Here is a 19,812-nt window from a genome sequence, read left to right as displayed (position 1 = left end):
AACTGCCCCTGGCACAGGGAGGTGGATATGTTTCCCAGATACTTGAGCAGTGTTTGGCTGATCGGCCTCGTCCTTGCGCTGATCATACCGATGGCCGGATGCCACAGCGGAGAGGTGGTCTCCGAAGACGAAGGCGGGGGCGATGGCACCGAGATCACGCTTGCGGCCGAATTTGCGACTTCTGCCAGCGCACGCAACGGCGTGACCCTGGAGTTCTCAGAACCCATGGATGCTGCGTCCGTGGAGGGCAACCTGTACATCGTGCAGGGGGACTTCTCCGCGAGCGCCGGCATCTCCAAGGCGGTGGATGACGGGGATGAGATCGACGTCAAATCCTATATATGGGCCCCTGATCACAAGAGCGTGAGCGTGAAATGGCCTGCGCGCTACTCCCACGCATACACGCTCATACTCGACGCCGGCGCCAAATCGGAGGCCGGGACAAACATCGCTGAGAGAATCGTGGCTGTCGCCCGAGTGGGCCTCAATCAGCTCAACTTCGACGGCGACGAAGGCGACACGGCCGATATCCATGTCTACGACGGTTTCGTAACGGACGGGATGGGAAACCCGCTGCCCACTCTTCTCGTGCTGAGCCAGCAGGAGATACTGCGGCTTATTACGAACCCGGCGAACATGATGGTCAACCTGAGAGAAATAAATCTCAAAGAGGAAGGCCTCTGGCATTATTCCAGCGAACTTCTGGATATACAAAAGATATTCAGGATGCTGGGCAGGCTGGATGACGGCAGCGCCATAGTGGGGGCCAGAGTAGACGGCTATCTCAACCTCTTCTCACACGATGCCTCAGACCCTCTGACGATAATCGGCAGCGACCTGCCCAAAGTGATCGGGTTCCAGACAGCCGGCGATCTCAATGCCGACGGCTATCAGGACTTGGCCATCCAGGCTGCCATCGATGACACGACCGCCGTCTCCGCTCTTATCCTGGGGAACGCCACGTTCTTCTCCGATCTGGGCGAAAAGCCGGCGACCGATGAAAATCTCTATGCCGTATCTGCCCGGATGGAGGCGGGTGCTGTCGGAAATTGCTCAAAATCTGTGACCATAGGGGTGGGCGATCTTGACGGAGACGGGTTTGGCGACGTGTCCGCCTGCTATCAAATGGGAGTCGAGAATGAGATAACTCAGACCGTGATCAGATATTTCGGCGCAGACGCGGCCTCTCTTCCCGGCGATCCGCTCGCAGGTCCTGCCATCACCAATGTCCCGGCTAAGACCGGTCTATCCCTGACCGGCGTGATCGCAGCGGACCTCAACGGAGACACGATAGATGATCTGATCACCCCTTATCTCGAGGTTGCAGGCAGCTCGAAGGCGCCGGCAAGCACTGAAAGCGGGGCGCTCATATTCTTCGGCAAGAAGGGCGTCCGCTCCGATATGGCAGTGCCCGCCGACGTGGACGTGGATATCAAGCTCGGCACTGCAACGGAACTGAAGGCGGAAAACCTCGGCTATATCGACGAAGACGGATTCGAGGACGTGATCCTTTTAATCCAGGATTATGACCCGATCGTCGGTAAGCAGACGAGCAGGATCGTCGGCATCAGCGGCAGGGCGCAGTGGGACGCTGCGATCGATGCGCAGGGCCTGGCCGTCGATTGTGCCGAGGCGCTGACCGGCGCCTCATGCGAAGATATAACCTCATTGGGAGACGTCGACAACGACGGATATGACGACACAGGCGTCTGGCTGAGCGTAACTGATTTGGGTACCGTATATTACCTCGCAATACTGGGCGGCGGCCCGGGAGCAAGTGTGGATGAGATATCAGCCGGGAGCACGGGCGGCTTCAAGATGCTCGGCAATATCGTCTATGACGCTACGAAGTAGGATTTTTGAAATCGGAACGGTTGGATGAGAGGACAGGAGGCGGTCATGAAGATATCAAGACTCGCTTGCGTGGTCGGAGCGGCATTCGCCCTGACGCTGTTCGCTGCCTGCGGCGGCGGCGAGCTGGGTTCGGTCGATACCGATAACGGCGGCGGAGACGGAGGCGACGACACGACCCCGGCCGGCACGTACGCCGAGTTCGACGGAAAGGCCGTCATACTCCGCTTCGACGCCCCTGTATCGCTGACGACCTCGCCATCCAGGGCCGTTGACGCCTCCAATTTCTCCATCGCGGAGGATCTGACCGGAATCCCGGTCGCCATAAACCGCATGATAATGGCAAGCGACGGCACCTGGGCGAAGTTCTTCGGCAGGACCAGGCACAGCATAAGATACAGGGTGGCCTGGAGCGGGCTTGCGTTCGCGGACGGCGCCGCAGTCCCGGACGGCGAGTATGCAGTGGATTCTCCGCCCAATCCGATGTCGCTCGTGGACGGCAAAAACGCCGACTTCCTCCTGGCCCTTATGGGAATGAGCTTCATAATAGGCGAAGAATCGCTCATACCGCCTTCCGAAGAGGACAACATCATCGACCTGATGGGCATGCTGGAGCAGATCGCGCTCACTGGAGCGGAGTCCGGGCGGTTCTACATGGACCCCTTTGACGCTGAGGGATGCAAAGTCGGCTCCCCTGCCTTCAGCATCACCATCCCTCAGTTCCAGCAGGTGGATTATCAGAAATACCTGGTTGGCCGCGTGGGAACTCCGGACGCCTGCCAGGACATCTTCACCGCGAAACCTGTAAAACCTCCCCCTGCGGAAGCGGTCTCGGTCGGGAAAACTTCCGGAGGCGGGGGTGGGGTTCCGGTTCCAGTCCCGGATCCCGGCGGGTCGGAGATCAAGGACACGCGCTGGAGCTATCTATACTTCGAGGACCCGGCCGCCGGCCCTGTGGCTGAATTCGTGGCAGATGACGACGACGACGGCGAGCTGGACTCAAGCCTCGTGATCGCGTTCCCGCTCATCCGCCCCGAGGGCAGGGTCTTCGACTTCAACGGCGACGGCGAGGCCGATCTCCCGTTTGTCATGACCACCATGGAGCAGCCCGACCTCGATGCCGGCAAGATTGAGGCCGGCTCCTCTCTGATTTTCTCTTACTACACCTACATAACGATATTCTTCGGCGGGCCGGGCAAATTCGCCGGCAGGATCTCCACGGCGGACGCGGACGTGGTGATACCGATCCAGGGATTCCCCATGTCGCAGGCGATTTACCGGCAGTGGACCGAGGGCCTCGACCTGCCCCTGGGACTGATGCAATTCCCCTACTACCCGTCGATCGGGTGGGGCAACCTCGACGGCGACATGAACCCTGAGACAGGCAAGCCGCTGAACGACATAGCGGTCGTCATCTACGACAGCTCGCTCGAGAAGAACGTGGTGAAGATATTCAAGGGCACCGTCGAGGGCGGCGTGATCGACAATCCCGATTCGGTTATCACCGCCGTGGGCAGCAGCGGGCTCTATCCAGACATGATCCAGACCGTCTTCATCGCGAACCTCGACGGCGACGCCCGCGAGGACACGGCCATGGCGCTCGACGACCTGATCGTGGGCATTACCAACGAGGTCAACCCCTCGGTGCCTGTAAAGGCGATACTCCCGGAGTACGACCCGGCCGAGGTGCACATATTGTCAGGCCGCAGCCCCTGGCCGGCCAGCCTCTCGCTAGTGCCGCTCAGCGAAGCGGAGGAGGACCTGCACGCGAAGATTTCAGCCGAGAGGACCGGGGACGGATACGCAATATTCAACATGTTCAACATCATCGCCGACGACTACAACAACGACGGCCGCGCAGATCTCGTCGTGGGCGCCCCGATGATGCTCCCGGCTACGGTGGAGGTCGGGGACGACATCTACAGAATCTACCGCGGAAAGGTCTACCTCTACCTGGGCGAGGAAGGGATGGGATCGAGCAAATTATGGGACGACAGGGGCGCGGAACAGGCCAACGCGATCTTCACAGGCGCCGCATCGCCAAAGCTGTTCGAAAACGACCAGATGCTGGGCGCCCTCATGTTCACGCCAGGGGACATGTTCAACGACGGACAGCCTGAACTGCTCATCGCAGCTGTCCGAAGCGGCAGCCGTCTGCTCGAAATGGGCGCCGCGATATACGTCTTCGACATCGGCGACGAGCTGCTGCGGGCATACGGCCCTGGAGACGCCTTCTCCGCGCTCACTTTAACCATGGGCGGAGTATGGTGAGCCGATGAGGAGCAAAAAACAAGGCCCTGCTCAGCAGGGCCTTTTCTTTGCTTCTCAGCTTCTCAGCTTCTCAGCCTCTCAGCTTCTCAGCCTCTCAGCTTCTCAGCCTCTCAGCCTCTCATCCCTTGATTTTTCTCAGCGTTATCACCAGCCCCCGCCTGTGCTCGCGGCGGGCCTTCACTTCGTAGCGGTCCTGCGCAAGCCCTGCCACGTCCGCGACCATGGCCTCGTCGGAGGCGCTCATCCTGCCCTGGAACTCGAGGTGCTGCTGGCTCATGACCGTGGGCACCATGAGCGATACGTACGGGAGCGAGCGCAGGTTCTTCTCGATGACCCTCACGTCGGCCGCGCTGCGCGTGCCGAGGATAATGATCGCGAACCCCGACTCCTCCGCCCGCGCGGATGCGGCCCCTCCTTGCTCCCCCGCCAGCGCGCAGAGAGAGGATGCGATGACAAACAGTGCAAGTGAGACCGCCGCGGCCCGCTTCATAGGTAGTTTTCGAGGGGGGTGAGCGACTCTATGCGCTCGATCTCGATCATCGCGCGGTCCTCTCCGTCGGCGATCACGATCTGGCCGCCGTCGAGGTCCACGCTCTCCAAGACCCCCGAGTAGACGATGCCGAAGGCTATGACCTCGACCTTCTTGCCCTTGGAGTCCATGAGCCCGCGGAGCAGGCCGTCCTCCTCGATCGAGAACTCGAGATCGAAACCGCCCGCCGGTTTCCTGCGCCCCCTGGCCTTCTTCTTCGCCATGCCCCCGCCTTTATAACCAATCCGCCCCCCGGTCAACACGTCTTATCCCCTGCGCCGATTTGCCATAAAGAGCTCTGCAGACAGAGCGGATCGGTGCGCTCTTCTCGCTACGCTCGTCGCCTCAAGCGCCGGCTCCTCGCTGGGCCACGTCGGCCGGATCATAACAGGCTACGGCACCCGGCCTCCGTGAGCCCCGCTGCGAAGAGCGCACCGATCCGCTCCGTCAAATCGGCACTATTCAGCCTCTCATGCGTTCGGCAGCGATTCCGGCCCTTTCCGGAGGAGACATCAAGGCGCTCCTCCCGAGCACTCAAGGCATTGAGTGCTCGGGATGCGAGACCGAGCGTATGAGGATGCGAAAAGATCGCTGGTTTCACGAGTTAGAGGCTGACAGGGGAAGACACCTAACTCGTACCGACAGCATGGGCTAAAATGCCAGGAAACCAGCGATCTTTTCGCGACGAGTAGCGAGGCGAGCGCGCCAGTCGACGAGGAAAGGGCCGGAAGCGCTGCACCCCGTCCCGCTCCGTCTGCCTCACTCAGTGTAAAAGTGCGCCGAGTTCGAGGGCGAGCGGCATGCTGCAGAGCTCCTCGACCGCCATCCTCGGCTCCAGCCCCTCGTAGAGGATTCGATACATCGCGTCGCAGATGGGGATGTTGAGGCCGTGCTTCGCGGCGAGCCTGTGGACCGCCTCAGCGGTGGGCAGCCCCTCCACGGCCATGCGCATGCCGCGCCTGAGGTCGGAAAGCGCCCTGCCCCGGCCGAGGTCGAAGCCGAGGGTGTGGTTGCGCGAGAGGTTCGCGGTGCAGGTGAGCACGAGGTCTCCGATGCCGGAGAGCCCCGCGAAGGTGATGGGATTGGCGCCGAGCGCTTGCCCGATCTTTATCATCTCGTAGAGGCCGCGCGTGATGATCGCGGCGCGAGTGTTGTGGCCGAGGGCGAGTCCGTCTGAGACCCCGGCCGCGATGGCGATGACGTTCTTGACCGCGCCGCCCACCTCCACGCCTATCACGTCGTCGCCGGTGAATGTGAGGAACGCGTGCGTGCGGAAGATCTCCTGGACGCGCGCCGTGACGCCCGCGTCGGTCCCCGCGACGACCACCGAGGTGGGAAGGCCCCTCGCGACCTCGGCGGCGAACGACGGGCCCGAGAGCACCACGCGGTTTTTCGCCGGATGCGACGGAAGGCAGTCGGCGAGCACCTGGCTCATGAGCTTCAGTCCCTCCGCCTCGATGCCCTTGGTGCAGCTTACCACCAGGGCGTCATCCGGCAGCTCGGAGGCAAGGGCCTGCCAGATCCTGCGCAGCGCGTGCGAGGGCACCGCCGAGACGACCACAGAGGCGCCTGCCACAGCGCCCTCCAGTCGGTCGGTGGCTGCGATGCCCTCGGGCAGCGTCACCTCTGCGAGATAGAGGGGGTTTCGGCGCTTTCGGTTTATCCCCTCCGCGACCTCGGGCTCGTGCGCCCAGAGCGCGACATCGAGGCCCTTCTCAGCGAGCAACTTCGCCAGGGCCGTCCCCCAGGAGCCTGCGCCGATGACCGTTACCCTTTCACCCATGGTGCCGTAAATATCGGTTTTTACAGCCTTTGCAACCGCAAATTACCAGAAACAAGCTGATAGTTTCTGGTAAAAGAATACCAGTAACAAGCTGATAGTTTCTGGTCGAAGAAGTCACGCAACTTATTTGGAGGCATGCCGATACATGGGGTGAAAACGGTTGCACCCAAAAATACCTTCGCCGATAATGAGGGCCAAATGGAAGAGAGACGCCGCCATCAGAGATTGGGGATCGAGCTCCCGGTGATACTCAGGCACAGGGGCCGGATCATCCCTGCCACGGCCCTCAACATAAGCTGCGGCGGCATGTACATCAGGGCGGATCAGCAGTGCATCTCCAACAACAGGCCGATCGAGGTGATCTTCGACCTCTCAGACAAGGACCGCGACGTCGCCATGCGCGGCAACATAACCCGCGTGGAGGAGAGCGGAACCGAGACCGGCATCGGGATCCGGTTCACGAACCTCTTCTCCCTCTCGCACAAGGCGATCGAGCGATTCCTCAAGACCCGTTCCAATTGATTTGTCCTTTTATTACAAACTGTTAGACATCAGACCGCCCCTTATCCATCAGCCCGGTAAAAAGCATAATATATAGCAACTAATTTCCCCTCCTGCCGATAAAAGCTTGTCGGCGCTTTCTGATGGATGGAGGGAAAATTGGCGCACCCGGTGGAAATGAGAAAAGCGACGGTGCTCGACCTGCTCAGGGAGATAGAGCCGCTCGAGGACAAGTGGCGCAATGTGGTCGCCCTCGCGCGCGGGAACGAGGATTCCTACGACAACGCCGTGAGCGCCCTCTTCAATGACATCTTCCCCAGCGGGGCGGGCGCCGGGCGCTCGATCTTCCCGCTGCTGTTTTCAGACGGCATATCCGCCGAGGCGATAACCAGATCGTTTGAAGACATCCTCAGGGCAGACCGCGACCTCCTGTGGCTCGAGGACCTCCCGACCGGCGGATTCGTGGCCCACACCCCGCACGGCCGCATGATCATCGGCGCCGACAGGCACCAGCTCGAAGAGGACGAGATCGACTCCGCCGCGCTCGCGGTGTTCACAGTTTCATCGGCCATGCGCACCAATGCGCCGCTGCTCGCCCATCTCGACTTCAAGGCCGTCGTCGAAGGCGATGAGTTCCCCTTCGACGACGAGGCGACCACCGCCGACGGCGCGTTGAGGGTGGAGCGCGTCAACAACTACGAGGTGATGATCGAGGGCTATGGCAGCAAGCTGTGGTCCGTTTCGCTGATCGAGCAGTTCAGCAGGAGGGTGGCGGCCACCACAAACGCGGCGGACTACCTCCAGGCATGGGAGAGCCTCTCCTCCGACCTATATCTCATGGCGGAGAAACTGTTGTTCAGGCTGGAGCGCGCATTCCTGAGGCCGGAGGGGATCGACAATGCCTCGACGGCGAGGTCAGTGGGCTTGGACGCCATGCCGCTGAAAGCGCTCTTCGGCGCATTCAAGGGATTTCGAAAAAACGAGGCGCTCGGCGGCAGGTGGGAGAGCGCATTCGTCGCCGGGCTCATGGACCACTTCCTGGACAGGCTCCCCTGGATTGACCTCGCCGGGAATCCGTCCGCCTTGACTGCGCTGGTCAACATCTTCAGGAACGCCGAGACGGCAGACAGCTGCCGCGGGATATTCTGCCCGCTCTCGCTCATGAGGAGCTTCGGCGCGGAACGCGAGGCGCGGCCATGGCTCGACGTCAGGGTGAGCGCCCCCCATGACGCCCTGATAACCGCGAGGAACAACAGGCATCTTAAGCGGCTGGCCGCCAGGCTCGTCTTCCTCATGGGTGCATCGTATGCGTACGACGGGTCCGCGCCTGCCTCGTCGTTGCGGCCCGTGACGCCTGCCCGCGTGGACGTGGACTGGAGGCCTGACCGGAGGACTCTCGTGGTGACCGATCTGACCGAAGGCCGCAGCGCCTTTGCGGCGCTGGGACCGGCCAGCCACGGCAGGGCGGAGCTGGACACGCTCGCTGCGAGGGTCGGCGGAAAGATAGAGTATCGTCACGGGTCGATGGTGATCGAGATCCCGTCGGGCGACGACAACCGCGACCCCGAAGGACGGGATGCCGCACCGCCGGTCCGCCCGTCGAACCTGCCCTTCGCGCCCGCATTGAGCCCTCTCGGCGCAGTCGCAAACCGGGGTCCGTTCATCCCCCCGCTCAACGGAGGGGCCTCGTTGATGATGGGCCTGCGGGGACCGCTGAGATAGGTCAGGAAAGGTTCCTCACATCGACATCCCGTCCACCACGCGCCCCTTGAATGCGAGCATCTCCTCGCGCGTGGCGAAGTTGAGCATGAGGTGCACCAGCTCCCCAAGAAACCTGCGCCACTTGGAAGGGGGCGCACAGTAGATCGCGTCGAGCACCGCGTGGAAGAGGAAGTCGTCACCGCGCCACGGCTTGACCGCGAGCGCCACCTCCTCGATCTCGTTGTGGTCCAGCAGGCCCCTTACGTCCTCGAAGAACCGCCTCTCCAGAACCGCGTGCACCCCGTACGCCTCCTTTAGCGAGACGTCTATCCTCCGGTGCAGATGGTCCGCGAACTCGAAGTAGCGCTCCTCGCCCTTGTTATGCGGGCCGCCCTCATCGGGCGACTTGAGCCCCGCGACATCACTGGCCAGGATGCGGATCGGCTCGCCGATGACGAGCCTCATGCGGACGTCAGACATGATCCTGGCGCTCCCCCTCGGGCAGGCGATCCCGCTCCCCTTTATGGCGACCGGGACGATGCGGACCCCCTCCCGCTCCCCTGCGGCAGCAAGCCCCATCGCCGCCTCGACCGCGATGAATGCCGCGCCCCTTTTCAGGTGCGCCCCGTCGCGCTTTATCCTCTCCGGCTCGCCCACGGTGTAATACGCGGAGTCGAGCCTCTCGCCCTCGACCCCCGTGCAAGGCGTTGCGCGCGTGCCCTGGGGATAGATGCCGAGCATCGCCCCCTCGTCCACCATCTTCCCGGTCGCCTGCCACACCACGCCCCTGGCCCTTGCGGGCGATGAACGCCCTCTCCGCTCAACGAAGATCATGCCGAGCGCCTCCGCGGCCCTGCCGATGCCAAGTAGCCGGTAGTAGAGGGGGTTGTCGCGGAAGTGGTCCTTCGCAATGAGAAACGACGGGACACAGCCCTTTCTTGGGCCGCCGGGCTGAGCGGCCATGGACGCCGGCACCAGCGGGGCCAGCGCGAAATCCACGAAGCTCGCGTGTGTGTAGAGAAGCATCTGCGGCCCGGCGTGCGCGGCGAGCCTGTCCGCGCCCTCGACCGAGACCTCGGCGCGCATGAGCTGTGCGAGCCTCGAGGCCCAGACGAGCGCCATCGCGTCCGCGAACCTGGCGAGCCACCTTTGGTTCTTCATGTCGCCGCACGACACGAGGAGTTTCGCCAGCCACGCGGTGCTCCACGCGCCGCACGCGAGCGTCGGCCACCGGAGCCTCGCTCCCTTTCCGTGGTTTCGGAAATCGAGGTGCGCGGGGTCTATCACCCTGGCCGGGGATTGGGGCAGCCTGTGCCTGATCGCGCCCGACACGCAAAAGAGGTGGTCGAAGAACTCCTGCGGGTGGACCGTCGGGTTTCGGCTCGCGAACTCGGCCAGGGCCATGTGCCCCTGCCTGCGGAAGTGGCGCTGGGCCCAGCCCGCCGACATGAGCGCCAGGGCCGCGGCCGCGACAGCGGCGTGCTCCGGGCTCGCCAGCTCCAGCGCCAGGAACAGGTGCCAGAGGAACCCGCCCGCGAGATACGCGGTCGCCAACGTGTCCCTCGGGATGAAGACCGCGTGCTCCCACAGGCCGAAGAGGCGGTTGACGCGCATGAGGGCGCTGCCGCCGCCCTCGAAGGCCATTCCCGCCACACGAAAAAGCGGCACGAGATAGAGCGCCGCAAACACCGGCACGAACCACCATCGCACGCGCCACAACGCCTCTGCCGCACCCTGCCAGTCCATGCCCTAGCCTTTCCCCCGGTTTCGGCCGGCCGATGGCGCAGAATGGCCGGCGCCGCCCTTGAGCTCGTACCTGAAGAGGAGCTCCACCGGTCTTTTGCCGATGTGGAAGGTCTCCTGCCCCAGCCTCTTGGATATGCGGGAGTAGACCGACTCCGCGGCCCCCGGCTGGGCCTCGTAGATCGCGGTGATGCTGCCTGCGTCGAGGTCCGCGGTCACCATGTCGATAGGGAACCTCACCAGCGATTTCACGTAGCGCTCCACCTGCTCCACTAGGTGCCTGCCCTTCATCAGGCCGAAGCGCTTTCTCACGAGCGGGTAGTTGGTGATGGCGATGTCGCACCTGAAGGTGCGCTGGCCGAGAAGGGCCTGCCTGGCCACGTCCCTCGTCGAGGGGAGCACTATCTTGAACAGGGTCCTGTTCCCGCCCGGCAGCTCCGCCCAGAGCCTTCCGTGCTGCGCCATCACCCTCTCCCTCAGGGCGGCGAGCGAGACGCCGGTCTCCTGGTCCGCCCCCCCGTCGAAGATCGAGGCCATGAACGCCTTGTGGTCCACGTCCCTGATCAACCTGTCGATGGCCTCAAAGGCGATCTGAACGCCTGAGCCGCTGTGCATGGCGAACGGGCAAAGCTGCACGGAGATCACCGATTTGCGAGGGGAACGCGAAACAAGGTGCATGAGAAGGGTGTCCATCGCAGAGGATATCCCCTCCTCGTCCACCCACACCTCCCCCAGCCCCTCTGAGGTGGAGAGCGAATATGAGACCTGGCGCGATAGAAAAGCCTGGTCGCAGCGGGCCAGCACCTTGCGCATCAGAGAGAGCGGATCCGTTGAAGAGTAGATCTCAAGGGGGGGCGGCCACTCAGGCAATTTGGCCTTAACTTGAGGTTTAGGTTTAGGCTTAGGTTTAGGCTTAGGTTTAGGCTTAAGTTTAGGCTTAGGCTTAGGCTTAGGCTTAACCTTAGCCTTAGCCTTAGCCTTAGCCTTAACCTTAACCTTGATTTTTTTACCCCCCATGGCCATTGAATAGTCCTTCTATTATAATATTCTTATAAATACAAGACGATCGGGCAGGGCAAAGCGCCGTTGACAGTACCTGCCGTTTAAACTAGACCTCACGCACTTGAAAAGATGCGTCTCTCTTTTGTCGGGGTGTAGCTCAGCTTGGTTTAGAGCGCACGGTTCGGGACCGTGAGGTCGGAGGTTCAAATCCTCTCACCCCGACCAAGGGGAGATGTTTTTATTTTTCATGGACAGTGATTTTTCCGCATGATAGTTGCGCGCCATCATGAAAAAGATCGAGGCGATCATAAAGCCGTTCAAGCTCGACGAGGTGAGGGAGGCGATCCAGGAGCTGGGCGTCCAGGGCATGACCGTCACCGAGGTGAAGGGCTTCGGCAGGCAGAAGGGGCACACGGAAGTATATCGGGGCGCGGAGTACGTCGTTGACTTTCTCCCTAAAATCAAGATAGAGGTCATCGTCCCCGAGGAAAAGGCGGCCGAGGTCGCCTCGGTCATCCAGAAGCGGACGCACACGGGACGGATCGGCGACGGAAAGATCTTTATCAGCACAATCGACGACGCAGTGAGGATTCGGACCGGCGAGACCGGCGAATCGGCCCTTTAGTCCTTTTTTTTTTCTAAAAAACCGGACGTTCTTTATAACCTTTCTCAGGAGGGCAGATGCCTATATCCAGGACGCTGAAGATGATCGAGGAGAACAGGGCGAAGATGGTGGACTTCAAGTTCGTGGACTTCCCGGGGGTCTGGCAGCACTTCTCGGTGCCGGTCACCGAGCTGGACGAGAACTCGTTCGATGACGGCTTCGGCTTCGACGGCTCCTCGATGAGGGGCTGGCAGCCGATCCACGCCTCGGACATGCTCATCATCCCGGACCCTGCGACCGCTGTCATGGACCCGTTCATGAACCACTCCACCCTGTCGATGATCTGCAACATCGTGGACCCCATAACAAAGGAGCCGTACACCCGCGATCCGAGGCACATAGCCCGGAAGGCAGAGGCGTACCTCCGCTCCACGGGCATCGCGGACACATCGTTCTTCGGGCCCGAGGCCGAGTTCTTCATCTTCGACCACATAGCGTTCGACCAGACCACCAACGAGGGCTTCTACCGCATCGACTCGGAGGAGGGGCGCTGGAACAGCGGGACCGACCACGAGAAAAACCTGGGCTACAAGCCCCGCTACAAGGAGGGCTACTTCCCTGTTTCCCCCACCGACAGCCAGCACGACCTGCGCACCGAGATGGTGCTGGAGATGGAGAAGGTGGGGATCCAGGTCGAATGCCAGCACCACGAGGTGGCCACCGCGGGCCAGGCCGAGATCGATATGCGGTTCGCCCCGCTGGTGGAGATGGGCGACAAGCTGCTGTGGTTCAAGTACATCGTGAAAAACGTGGCCCGCAGGAACCAGAAGACAGTGACATTCATGCCCAAGCCGCTCTTCGAGGACAACGGCAGCGGCATGCACATCCACGTATCCCTCTGGAAGGGGGGCAAGCCGCTGTTCGCCGGCGACCGCTACGGCGGGCTCTCCGAGACCGCAATGCACTTCATGGGCGGGATGCTGAAGCACGCCAGGGCGCTCTCGGCGATCTGCAACCCGACGACCAACTCCTACCGCCGCCTGGTCCCCGGCTTCGAGGCGCCGATCAACCTGGCCTATTCGAGCCGCAACCGCTCCGCCTCGTTCAGGATCCCCATGTACTCCTCCAGCCCCAAGGCCAAGCGGATCGAGTACCGAACCCCCGATCCGTCGTGCAACGGCTACCTCGCGTTCGCCGCCATCCTCATGGCGGGGCTGGACGGGATACAGAACCGCGTGGACCCGGGAAAGCCGCTCGACAAGAACATCTACAAGCTCTCCCCAGAGGAGCTCAAGGACGTGGGCCGCGCGCCGGCCTCGCTCGAGGAGGCGCTGGACGCGCTGGAACAGGACCACGCGTTCCTGCTCGCGGGCGACGTGTTCACGCAGGACGCCATCGACACCTGGATCTCCTACAAGCGCGAGCACGAGGTGAACCAGATGAGGCTTCGGCCCGTGCCCATGGAGTTCAGTCTGTATTACGATATATAAATCAGGTTGAGGTTGAGGTTGAGCACCACTTAGCCTAAGCCTTAACCTCAGCCTTGTTGTACATAGAATCGGGCCCCGGTTCCGCAAGGAGCCGGGGCCCTTTTTCGGGGTCGGTGAAATAAGGCTTCACCGAATCGATGTCTCGGTCCTTTTCCTCCAAGCCATGGCGCACAGCGCAAGCGCCGCTGCGATAACCAATGCCGCAGGGCTTCCCGCGCCCGAGGCCGAGGCGATCATCTCGCATCCGCCGCTTCCCCCGTCTCCGGAGGGGATGGAGACCGATCCCTGCGCCGCGAAGCTGCCCGAGGCGGTCCCGTTGACCGCAAGCTCCATGGACTTGAGCAGGTCGAGCTTGCCGGCCCCCCACCTGTCGTTGGGCACGCCCCCGGTGAATGAGTCGGCGTACGCTCCCTGCGTGAGGAACGCCTCCACGTCCGTTTGCGTGAAGTTCGGGTTGTGCTGGAACATGAGCGCGACGGCGCCGCTCACGAACGGCGCGGCCATGGAGGTCCCGGCCTGCATATAATGTTTCCCGTCCGCGGTGATGACCTGGCTCGAGACGCCGGCGCTCGCGGAGAGCGCGGACGCCACCATGCCGCCCGGGGCGGCCAGCTCGGGCTTCTGCCCCGTGAACGCCGGGTCCGCGGTGGGGCCCGAGCTAGAGAAGTTGAGTATGTCGCCGAGCTCCTGGCCGTTGAATACCCATGTCAGGGAGTCCGCCTCCCAGCGCGTCCGGGTGGCGTACGCCGCGACCGCTATGACCTCAGGGGATGTGGCAGGTATCGCGATGCTCTTGATGCGGTCGCCGGGGACGTAGTCGTAGGCGCCGCCCTTGTTCCCCTCGATCGCGGTGAACTCCATCGTCCGCGCCGGCTTGTCGGGGAAGAGCCAGGCGTCGAATCCGCCTGTTCCCTTGACCACCAGGTCGAACGAGTATGCCAGCGGGTTCTCCACCTCAGTGGACAGCTGAATCCTTATCCCCACGTGCGGCTTGCCGTTTAGCGGCGAGCTCTTCTCCGTCGCGTTGATGAGATACTTTATCTTCCCGCTGTAGAACGAGCCGGAGATCTTGTCGCCCGGTCTCGCCATATAGGAGCGCTGCGCCGGGTCTCTGGAAGGGGTGCCGTTGTGTATCGCGAGCCCCACCGCAATGTCGGAGCCCTTGGCACCCCACAGGTCGATGTAGTAGAGGCGGTCGCCGGTCTTCTGCCTTATCACGAAATTCGACGCGAGTTCCCTGCCGGCAGGGTCGAACCCGGCGTGTATCCCGGTGTAGCTGCGGTCCGAGTTGTGCTCGTTGCCGGCGGCCGCCACGAGGGCGCGGCCAGCCTGGCCCTGTGCAAGGCCTGCGAGGCACTGCTCGAAGAGCGACGTCCCGTCGTGCGCGCCCAGGTGCGTGCCGAGGCTCATGTTGACGACCGCCGGAACGCCGTACTTCGCCGCCTTGGCGAAGACGTAGTATGCCGCCTCGCAGATCTTGGTGGAGAACAGGGTGTCGGCGTAGCCCGACTCGAGGTCGAGCTTCGCGTCGTACTTCACCACGACGATGTTGGCGTCGGGGGCCACGCCCCGATACTGGCCGTGCCTGCCCGCCGCGATCCCCGCCACGTGCGTGCCGTGGCCGTCCGCGTCGGTGAGGGCGCAGGTGCCGCTGGAAATCTTCTCATGCTCGCACTCGCTGCCGTAGCTGTTCGCTATCTCCGCCGGCGGGGGGCCGCCGCTGCGGCCCTGGTCCCATATGGCGAGCACGCGGCTGCGCCCCTCGGAATCCAGAAAATCCGGGTGAGAATAATCGACGCCCGTGTCCACGATGCCGATGACGATCCCTTCGCCGGTGTATCCGGCCGGCAGCCCCATGCCGGCGCTCACCTCCGGCAGGCCTATCTCGGCGCCCGCGAGGTCGCTCGATAAACCGACCGGCTTGGCCGCCTCGATGAAGACCACGTCTTCCGATCCTGCGAGGTCCTCAAGGCCCGACGCCTGAATGGAAGCGGTGATCACGGAACCGGAGGTCACGCGGACGCTGCCGCCGAGCGAAGATATCAGATCCGCCGCCGCGCCGACATCGGAGGCCTTTACAAAGACCTCCACCGGCGGATCATCGGCGGGCTTCGGAAGGGGGGCGCTTATGGAAAGCGCCTTGAAATCGGGATCGGCGGACGAGCTGTCCAGATAGGGGTCTATCTTGGGGTTTGCGTGGAGCGCCGATGCCGAGAGGACCACGAACAGAAGCGCTGCGGCTGAAAAAGCACGCCTTATCACCAGGACCCCGATTCTCTCCCCCACTCAATTTCTTTATCGGCAGGCGCAGGGATTTGTTGCCCTGAAAATTCTGTTTTCTAAAAAAATAAAAAACGCCCGTAAATACACATGGTTCCTGGGGGCCTCTCAGGCGCCAAAGACACCTTTCAGGAGGGCTGTGCCGACAAAGCCGCGCCGCCCTTTGCCATCACGGCCTTGTGATGGGGCGAGCGCAGCCTCAGCGCGACCACGCCGGCGGCCAGGCACGCTACCCCAGCAGGTATGAACGCCCACATCCAGACCCTGGCGTCGCCCATCGCGCCGCCGAGCAGCGGCCCGACAAGCCCCCCAAGGCCGTAGGACATGAATATCCAAGGGTAGTTCGTGCCCACGCTCCTGTTGCCGAAGAAGTCGGCGGTCGCCGCAGGGAAGAGTGCGAAGTTGCCGCCGAAGTTGAAGCCGACGATCGCAGAGCCTATGTAGAGCCCCGTCTCCGTGCCGCCGGTGTAATAGAAAGCGATCATCGTGACGCCCTGCAAAAGGCTCATGGCCGCGATAGACGCCCTGCGCCCGATCTTGTCTGAGATGAAGCCCCATGCCACACGGCCGAGGCCGTTCATCAGGGCGTAGAACAGGCCCATCGCCGTGCCGGTGATCACACCGGCGCGGAGATCGTCCACCCCTCTCGCTGCGAGCGCTTCCATTCCGAATAGCTTGATCACCCCTATCACCATGAGGCCTGCAGTGGCACCCACCGCAAAGATGAAGAACAGACCCCAGAACTGCGAGGTGCGGACCATCTCGGAGACGGTGAAGTCTATCCCGCCGGTCAGCGCGGCCCTTGAATCGGTCGGCGGCGTCCAGCCTTCGGGCCTGAACCCATCGGGGGGATTGACGAGCATCGTCGATCCGAGCGCCACGATCGCCGCAAAGAGTATGCCGTAGAGGATGAATATCTGATTGACCGAAAGGCCGTCACCGAACAGCCCCGCCCATCCGGGCGTGAGGTTCAGCGGCCCGAACTCGAAACCGCTCGTGAGCTTGATCCAGATCAGGGCGCCGAACCCGAAACCCGCGACCGCAAGCCCGGTGATGAGCCCCTTCTTGTCAGGGAACCACTTCACGAGCGCGGCGATCGGGCAGACATAGCCCAGGCCTATTCCGGCGCCGCCGAGGAGGCCGATCCCAATGAGCATCCCGTAGAAGCTTGCCCCCGAAAGCCCGGCCATGACGTAGCCTGCGCCCAGGACGAGGCCTCCGACCAGCGCCACCCTGCGGGGGCCTACCTTCGCCTGCCACTTCCCGGCGATCAGGGCCATGACGACCGCGAACGAGAGCAGCCCCAGCGAGAAGATCGCCTGCGTCTGGGTCCTGTTGAAATCGTAAGGCGGAAGCGTCAGGTGCTTGGTAAATGCCGACCACGCGTAGATCGCTCCCAGGCACAGCTGCACCAGCATGGCGCCGACCACCACGAGCCATCTCCTCTTTTCCATCTGCATGCTCCTTTCAGCGTAGGGGTCCGGATTTGGGCGGCAACTGTTATATTTCGCCGGGTTTCGTGTCAATAGCCTCGCCCGGGGAATCGCTCAATTTCCGTTGCAAGCGGCGCCGGCATGGTCTAACCTTCCGCGATCTTTGAACAAATCATTCGCCCGAAACGCTGGGGAGGAAAATCATGAAGAGATTTCTGTTGTTTGCGTTGGCGGCATGCCTAGCGCTTTCCGCTTGCTCCGGTACCGGCCCGCAGCCTCAGAGCGACAGGTCGCCCGCAGCGACGATAAACGGCGAGACCATCACCATGGGAGAGCTGAACACCGCCTCGAAGGACCAGCTCATGAGGGTCGAGACGCAGATATTCCAGATCAAGAAGACGGTGCTCGACAGCCTGATCGAGGAGAAGATCATCGCCCTGGAGGCCAAGAAGAAGGGGCTTTCAGCCGACGAGTTCATAAGGCAGGAGATAGAGGCCAAGGTGAACCGCCCGACCGACGAGGAGGTGAAGGCCCTCTACGACGCCCGCAAGGGCGCCATGAAACAGCCGTTCGACGAGGTGAAGGACCAGATACGCGACTACCTCGTAGGCAACCGAATGGCGCGCGCCCGCGCGGAGCTTCTCGCGAGGCTGCGCTCCGACGCGAACGTGAAGGTGCTGCTCAGCCCGCCCAGGGTGGAGGTGGAGTTCGCCGGCGCCCCCGAGACGGGCAGCGGCAAGATCACCATCGTGGAGTTCTCCGACTACCAGTGCCCGTTCTCGCAGAGGGTGAGGCCCACCGTCTGGAAACTGCTCGAGGAGTACGACGGCAAGATCAGGTACGTCTTCATGGACTTCCCTCTCTCATTTCACAAGGACGCGAAGAAGGCCCACGAGGCCGCCCGCTGCGCGGGGGATCAGGGCAAATACTTCGACTTCAACAAAAAGATATTCGACAACCAGAGCAGGATGTCCGTGGCGGACATGAAGAGCCTCGCGAAGGACCTCGGGCTCGACGCCGGCGCCTTCGGCGAGTGCCTCGAAAGCGGAGCGCACGCGGCCGAGGTGGAGAAATCGGTCGCGCAGGGCATGCAGGCCGGAGTGAACGGGACGCCGACCTTCTTCATCAACGGTATACTTCTGTCCGGAGCCCAGCCCTACGGATCGTTCAAGGAGATAATTGAAACAGAGTTGAGTCGATAATTGAAGGTTTAGGTTTAGGTTTAGGTTAAGGTTTAGGTTAAGTTATAAGGTCACTCAACCTAAACCTCAGCCTCAGCCTGGTTTTATTTTATGCTCGATCCCAAATTCATACGCGAGAACCTCGACGCCGTCAGGGCCAACTGCCTGGCGAGAAACGCGAGGGTCGATCTGGACCGCTTCACCTCGCTCGACGAGGGGCGCAGGCAGGCGATCACGCGCCTCGAGGAGATGCGTCGAGCGCTCAACGACCTCTCGTCCAGAATGAAGGGCGGGATGGAGAAGCCCGAGCGCGAGAGGCTCATCGCGGAGGGCAAATCGCAGAAGGCCGAGATCCAGGACGCGGAGGCGCAGGTCGCGCAGATCGAAGCGGAGTTCGACTCGCTCATGCGATCGATCCCCAACATGACGCACCCGGACGCGCCTGTGGCCGCAACCGAAGAGGGCAACCGCGAGATCCGCAGGCACGGGGAGCCCCGAAAGTTCGGCTTCAGGCCTCTCGACCACCTCGAGCTCGGCGCAAGGCTGGATCTCATCGACTTCGAGACCGGCGCCAAGGTCGCGGGCCAGAAGTTCTACTACCTGAAGAACGAGGCGGTGCTGCTGGAGCAGGCGCTCATCAACTTCTCGCTCCAGAGGCTTGTCAAGGCCGGCTTCGTGCCGGTGGCGACGCCGGACATGGCGCGCGAGTCGATCCTCGACGGCATAGGCTTCAACCCGCGCGGCGAGGAGACCCAGATCTACTCGGTGGCGAACACCGACCTCTGCCTCATCGCCACCGCGGAGATCACCCTCGGCGGGATGCTCTCCGACACGGTGCTCGACGAGGCGAATCTCCCGCTCCGCTACGCGGGGGTCTCGCACTGCTTCCGCACCGAGGCCGGCGCCGCGGGCCGCGAGTCCAAGGGGCTCTACCGCGTGCACCAGTTCTCCAAGGTCGAGATGTTCGCCTTCACGACACCGGAGGAATCGGAACGCACGCACGAGGAGTTCGTGCGGATGGAGGAGGACCTCTTCCAGGCGATGGGCATCCCCTACCGCGTCATGGACATCTGCACCGGCGACCTCGGCGGGCCGGCGTACCGCAAATACGACCTGGAGGCGTGGATGCCCGGACGCGGCGAGGGCGGGGAGTTCGGCGAGGTGACATCCACCTCCAACTGCACCGACTACCAGGCCCGCAGGCTCGGCATCCGCTTCAGGCGAGAGGGGGAGAAGAGGCCGATTCACGTGCACATGGTCAACGGCACCGCGGTCGCGATAAGCCGCGCCCTCATCGCCATACTCGAGAACTATCAGGAGGCCGACGGCTCGGTGACCGTGCCCGAGGCGCTTGTGCCGCATATGGCGGGTGTGAAGAAGATATGCAGAAGCTAGAGGCTAGATGCTAGAATTGAGATGCCAGAGCCTAAGACACCTGTTTTT

The 19,812-nt window shown here is 62.5% G+C and carries 15 protein-coding genes and 1 tRNA gene; 9 read left to right on the top strand and 7 right to left on the bottom strand.

Features of this window, described 5'->3' with window-relative positions; all coding sequences use genetic code 11:
• The first annotated feature begins 27 nt into the window (after nt 1–27).
• Both JXA24_07955 and JXA24_07950 read left to right on the top strand, forming a co-directional pair.
• On the top strand, nt 28–1,854 hold the full coding sequence (locus tag JXA24_07955; protein MBN1283686.1) for a hypothetical protein: 1,827 nt from the start codon (nt 28–30) through the stop codon (nt 1,852–1,854).
• Nucleotides 1,855–1,899: 45 nt separating this feature from the next.
• A complete protein-coding gene (locus JXA24_07950; protein MBN1283685.1) occupies nt 1,900–4,122 on the top strand; it encodes a hypothetical protein in 2,223 nt (740 codons plus the stop codon).
• Nucleotides 4,123–4,240: 118 nt separating this feature from the next.
• On the opposite strand, the gene JXA24_07945 is transcribed toward JXA24_07950, so the two are convergent.
• The 3 genes from JXA24_07945 to JXA24_07935 all read right to left on the bottom strand — a co-directional run bounded on the left by JXA24_07945 (nt 4,241) and on the right by JXA24_07935 (nt 6,434).
• Nucleotides 4,241–4,612, bottom strand: a complete 372-nt coding sequence (locus tag JXA24_07945; protein ID MBN1283684.1) for a hypothetical protein — start codon at nt 4,610–4,612, stop codon at nt 4,241–4,243.
• Nucleotides 4,609–4,875 (bottom strand): hypothetical protein, encoded by a 267-nt coding sequence (locus tag JXA24_07940; GenBank protein ID MBN1283683.1) that lies wholly within the window; start codon nt 4,873–4,875, stop codon nt 4,609–4,611. The genes JXA24_07945 and JXA24_07940 overlap by 4 nt, the downstream gene beginning before the upstream one ends.
• A 539-nt stretch (nt 4,876–5,414) precedes the next feature.
• Nucleotides 5,415–6,434 carry an NAD(P)-dependent glycerol-3-phosphate dehydrogenase gene (locus tag JXA24_07935; GenBank protein MBN1283682.1) on the bottom strand — a complete coding sequence of 340 codons (1,020 nt, stop codon included), beginning with the start codon at nt 6,432–6,434 and terminating at the stop codon, nt 5,415–5,417.
• 198 nt (nt 6,435–6,632) lie between these two features.
• On the opposite strand from JXA24_07935, the gene JXA24_07930 reads away from it, so the two are divergent.
• Complete coding sequence (locus tag JXA24_07930; GenBank protein ID MBN1283681.1) at nt 6,633–6,956, top strand: PilZ domain-containing protein; 324 nt, start codon at nt 6,633–6,635, stop codon at nt 6,954–6,956.
• A 156-nt stretch (nt 6,957–7,112) separates the two neighbouring features.
• Nucleotides 7,113–8,657, top strand: coding sequence for a hypothetical protein (locus tag JXA24_07925; GenBank protein MBN1283680.1), 1,545 nt, complete (start codon nt 7,113–7,115; stop codon nt 8,655–8,657).
• 15 nt (nt 8,658–8,672) lie between these two features.
• Here JXA24_07925 and JXA24_07920 read toward each other — a convergent pair whose 3' ends face one another.
• Nucleotides 8,673–10,382, bottom strand: a complete 1,710-nt coding sequence (locus JXA24_07920; GenBank protein ID MBN1283679.1) for a 1-acyl-sn-glycerol-3-phosphate acyltransferase — start codon at nt 10,380–10,382, stop codon at nt 8,673–8,675.
• A gap of 3 nt (nt 10,383–10,385) precedes the next feature.
• Nucleotides 10,386–11,396 carry a hypothetical protein gene (locus JXA24_07915; GenBank protein ID MBN1283678.1) on the bottom strand — a complete coding sequence of 337 codons (1,011 nt, stop codon included), beginning with the start codon at nt 11,394–11,396 and terminating at the stop codon, nt 10,386–10,388.
• A gap of 131 nt (nt 11,397–11,527) precedes the next feature.
• Here JXA24_07915 and JXA24_07910 point away from each other — a divergent pair.
• From JXA24_07910 to glnA, 3 genes are all read left to right on the top strand, one after another.
• Nucleotides 11,528–11,606: transfer RNA gene (locus JXA24_07910), tRNA-Pro, on the top strand.
• Nucleotides 11,607–11,667: 61 nt separating this feature from the next.
• On the top strand, nt 11,668–12,006 hold the full coding sequence (locus JXA24_07905; protein ID MBN1283677.1) for a P-II family nitrogen regulator: 339 nt from the start codon (nt 11,668–11,670) through the stop codon (nt 12,004–12,006).
• Nucleotides 12,007–12,062: 56 nt separating this feature from the next.
• Nucleotides 12,063–13,475 carry a type I glutamate--ammonia ligase gene (glnA, locus tag JXA24_07900; GenBank protein MBN1283676.1) on the top strand — a complete coding sequence of 471 codons (1,413 nt, stop codon included), beginning with the start codon at nt 12,063–12,065 and terminating at the stop codon, nt 13,473–13,475.
• 126 nt (nt 13,476–13,601) lie between these two features.
• Here the strand turns inward: glnA and JXA24_07895 are convergent, their stop codons facing one another.
• Nucleotides 13,602–15,761, bottom strand: a complete 2,160-nt coding sequence (locus JXA24_07895) for a S8 family serine peptidase (GenBank protein MBN1283675.1) — start codon at nt 15,759–15,761, stop codon at nt 13,602–13,604.
• A 122-nt stretch (nt 15,762–15,883) separates the two neighbouring features.
• Nucleotides 15,884–17,215 carry an OFA family MFS transporter gene (locus JXA24_07890; protein ID MBN1283674.1) on the bottom strand — a complete coding sequence of 444 codons (1,332 nt, stop codon included), beginning with the start codon at nt 17,213–17,215 and terminating at the stop codon, nt 15,884–15,886.
• A gap of 176 nt (nt 17,216–17,391) precedes the next feature.
• Between JXA24_07890 and JXA24_07885 the strand changes: the two genes are divergently transcribed.
• Nucleotides 17,392–18,390 (top strand): thioredoxin domain-containing protein, encoded by a 999-nt coding sequence (locus JXA24_07885; GenBank protein MBN1283673.1) that lies wholly within the window; start codon nt 17,392–17,394, stop codon nt 18,388–18,390.
• 90 nt (nt 18,391–18,480) lie between these two features.
• The gene (serS, locus tag JXA24_07880; protein ID MBN1283672.1) at nt 18,481–19,764 is read left to right on the top strand and encodes a serine--tRNA ligase; all 1,284 of its coding nucleotides are present in this window, start codon (nt 18,481–18,483) and stop codon (nt 19,762–19,764) included.
• The last annotated feature ends 48 nt before the right edge of the window (nt 19,765–19,812 follow it).

The organism is Pseudomonadota bacterium (assembly GCA_016927275.1).
In the GTDB taxonomy this organism is placed as follows: Bacteria; UBA10199; UBA10199; order 2-02-FULL-44-16; family JAAZCA01; genus JAFGMW01.
This window is presented reverse-complemented; position numbering and strand designations above follow the sequence as displayed.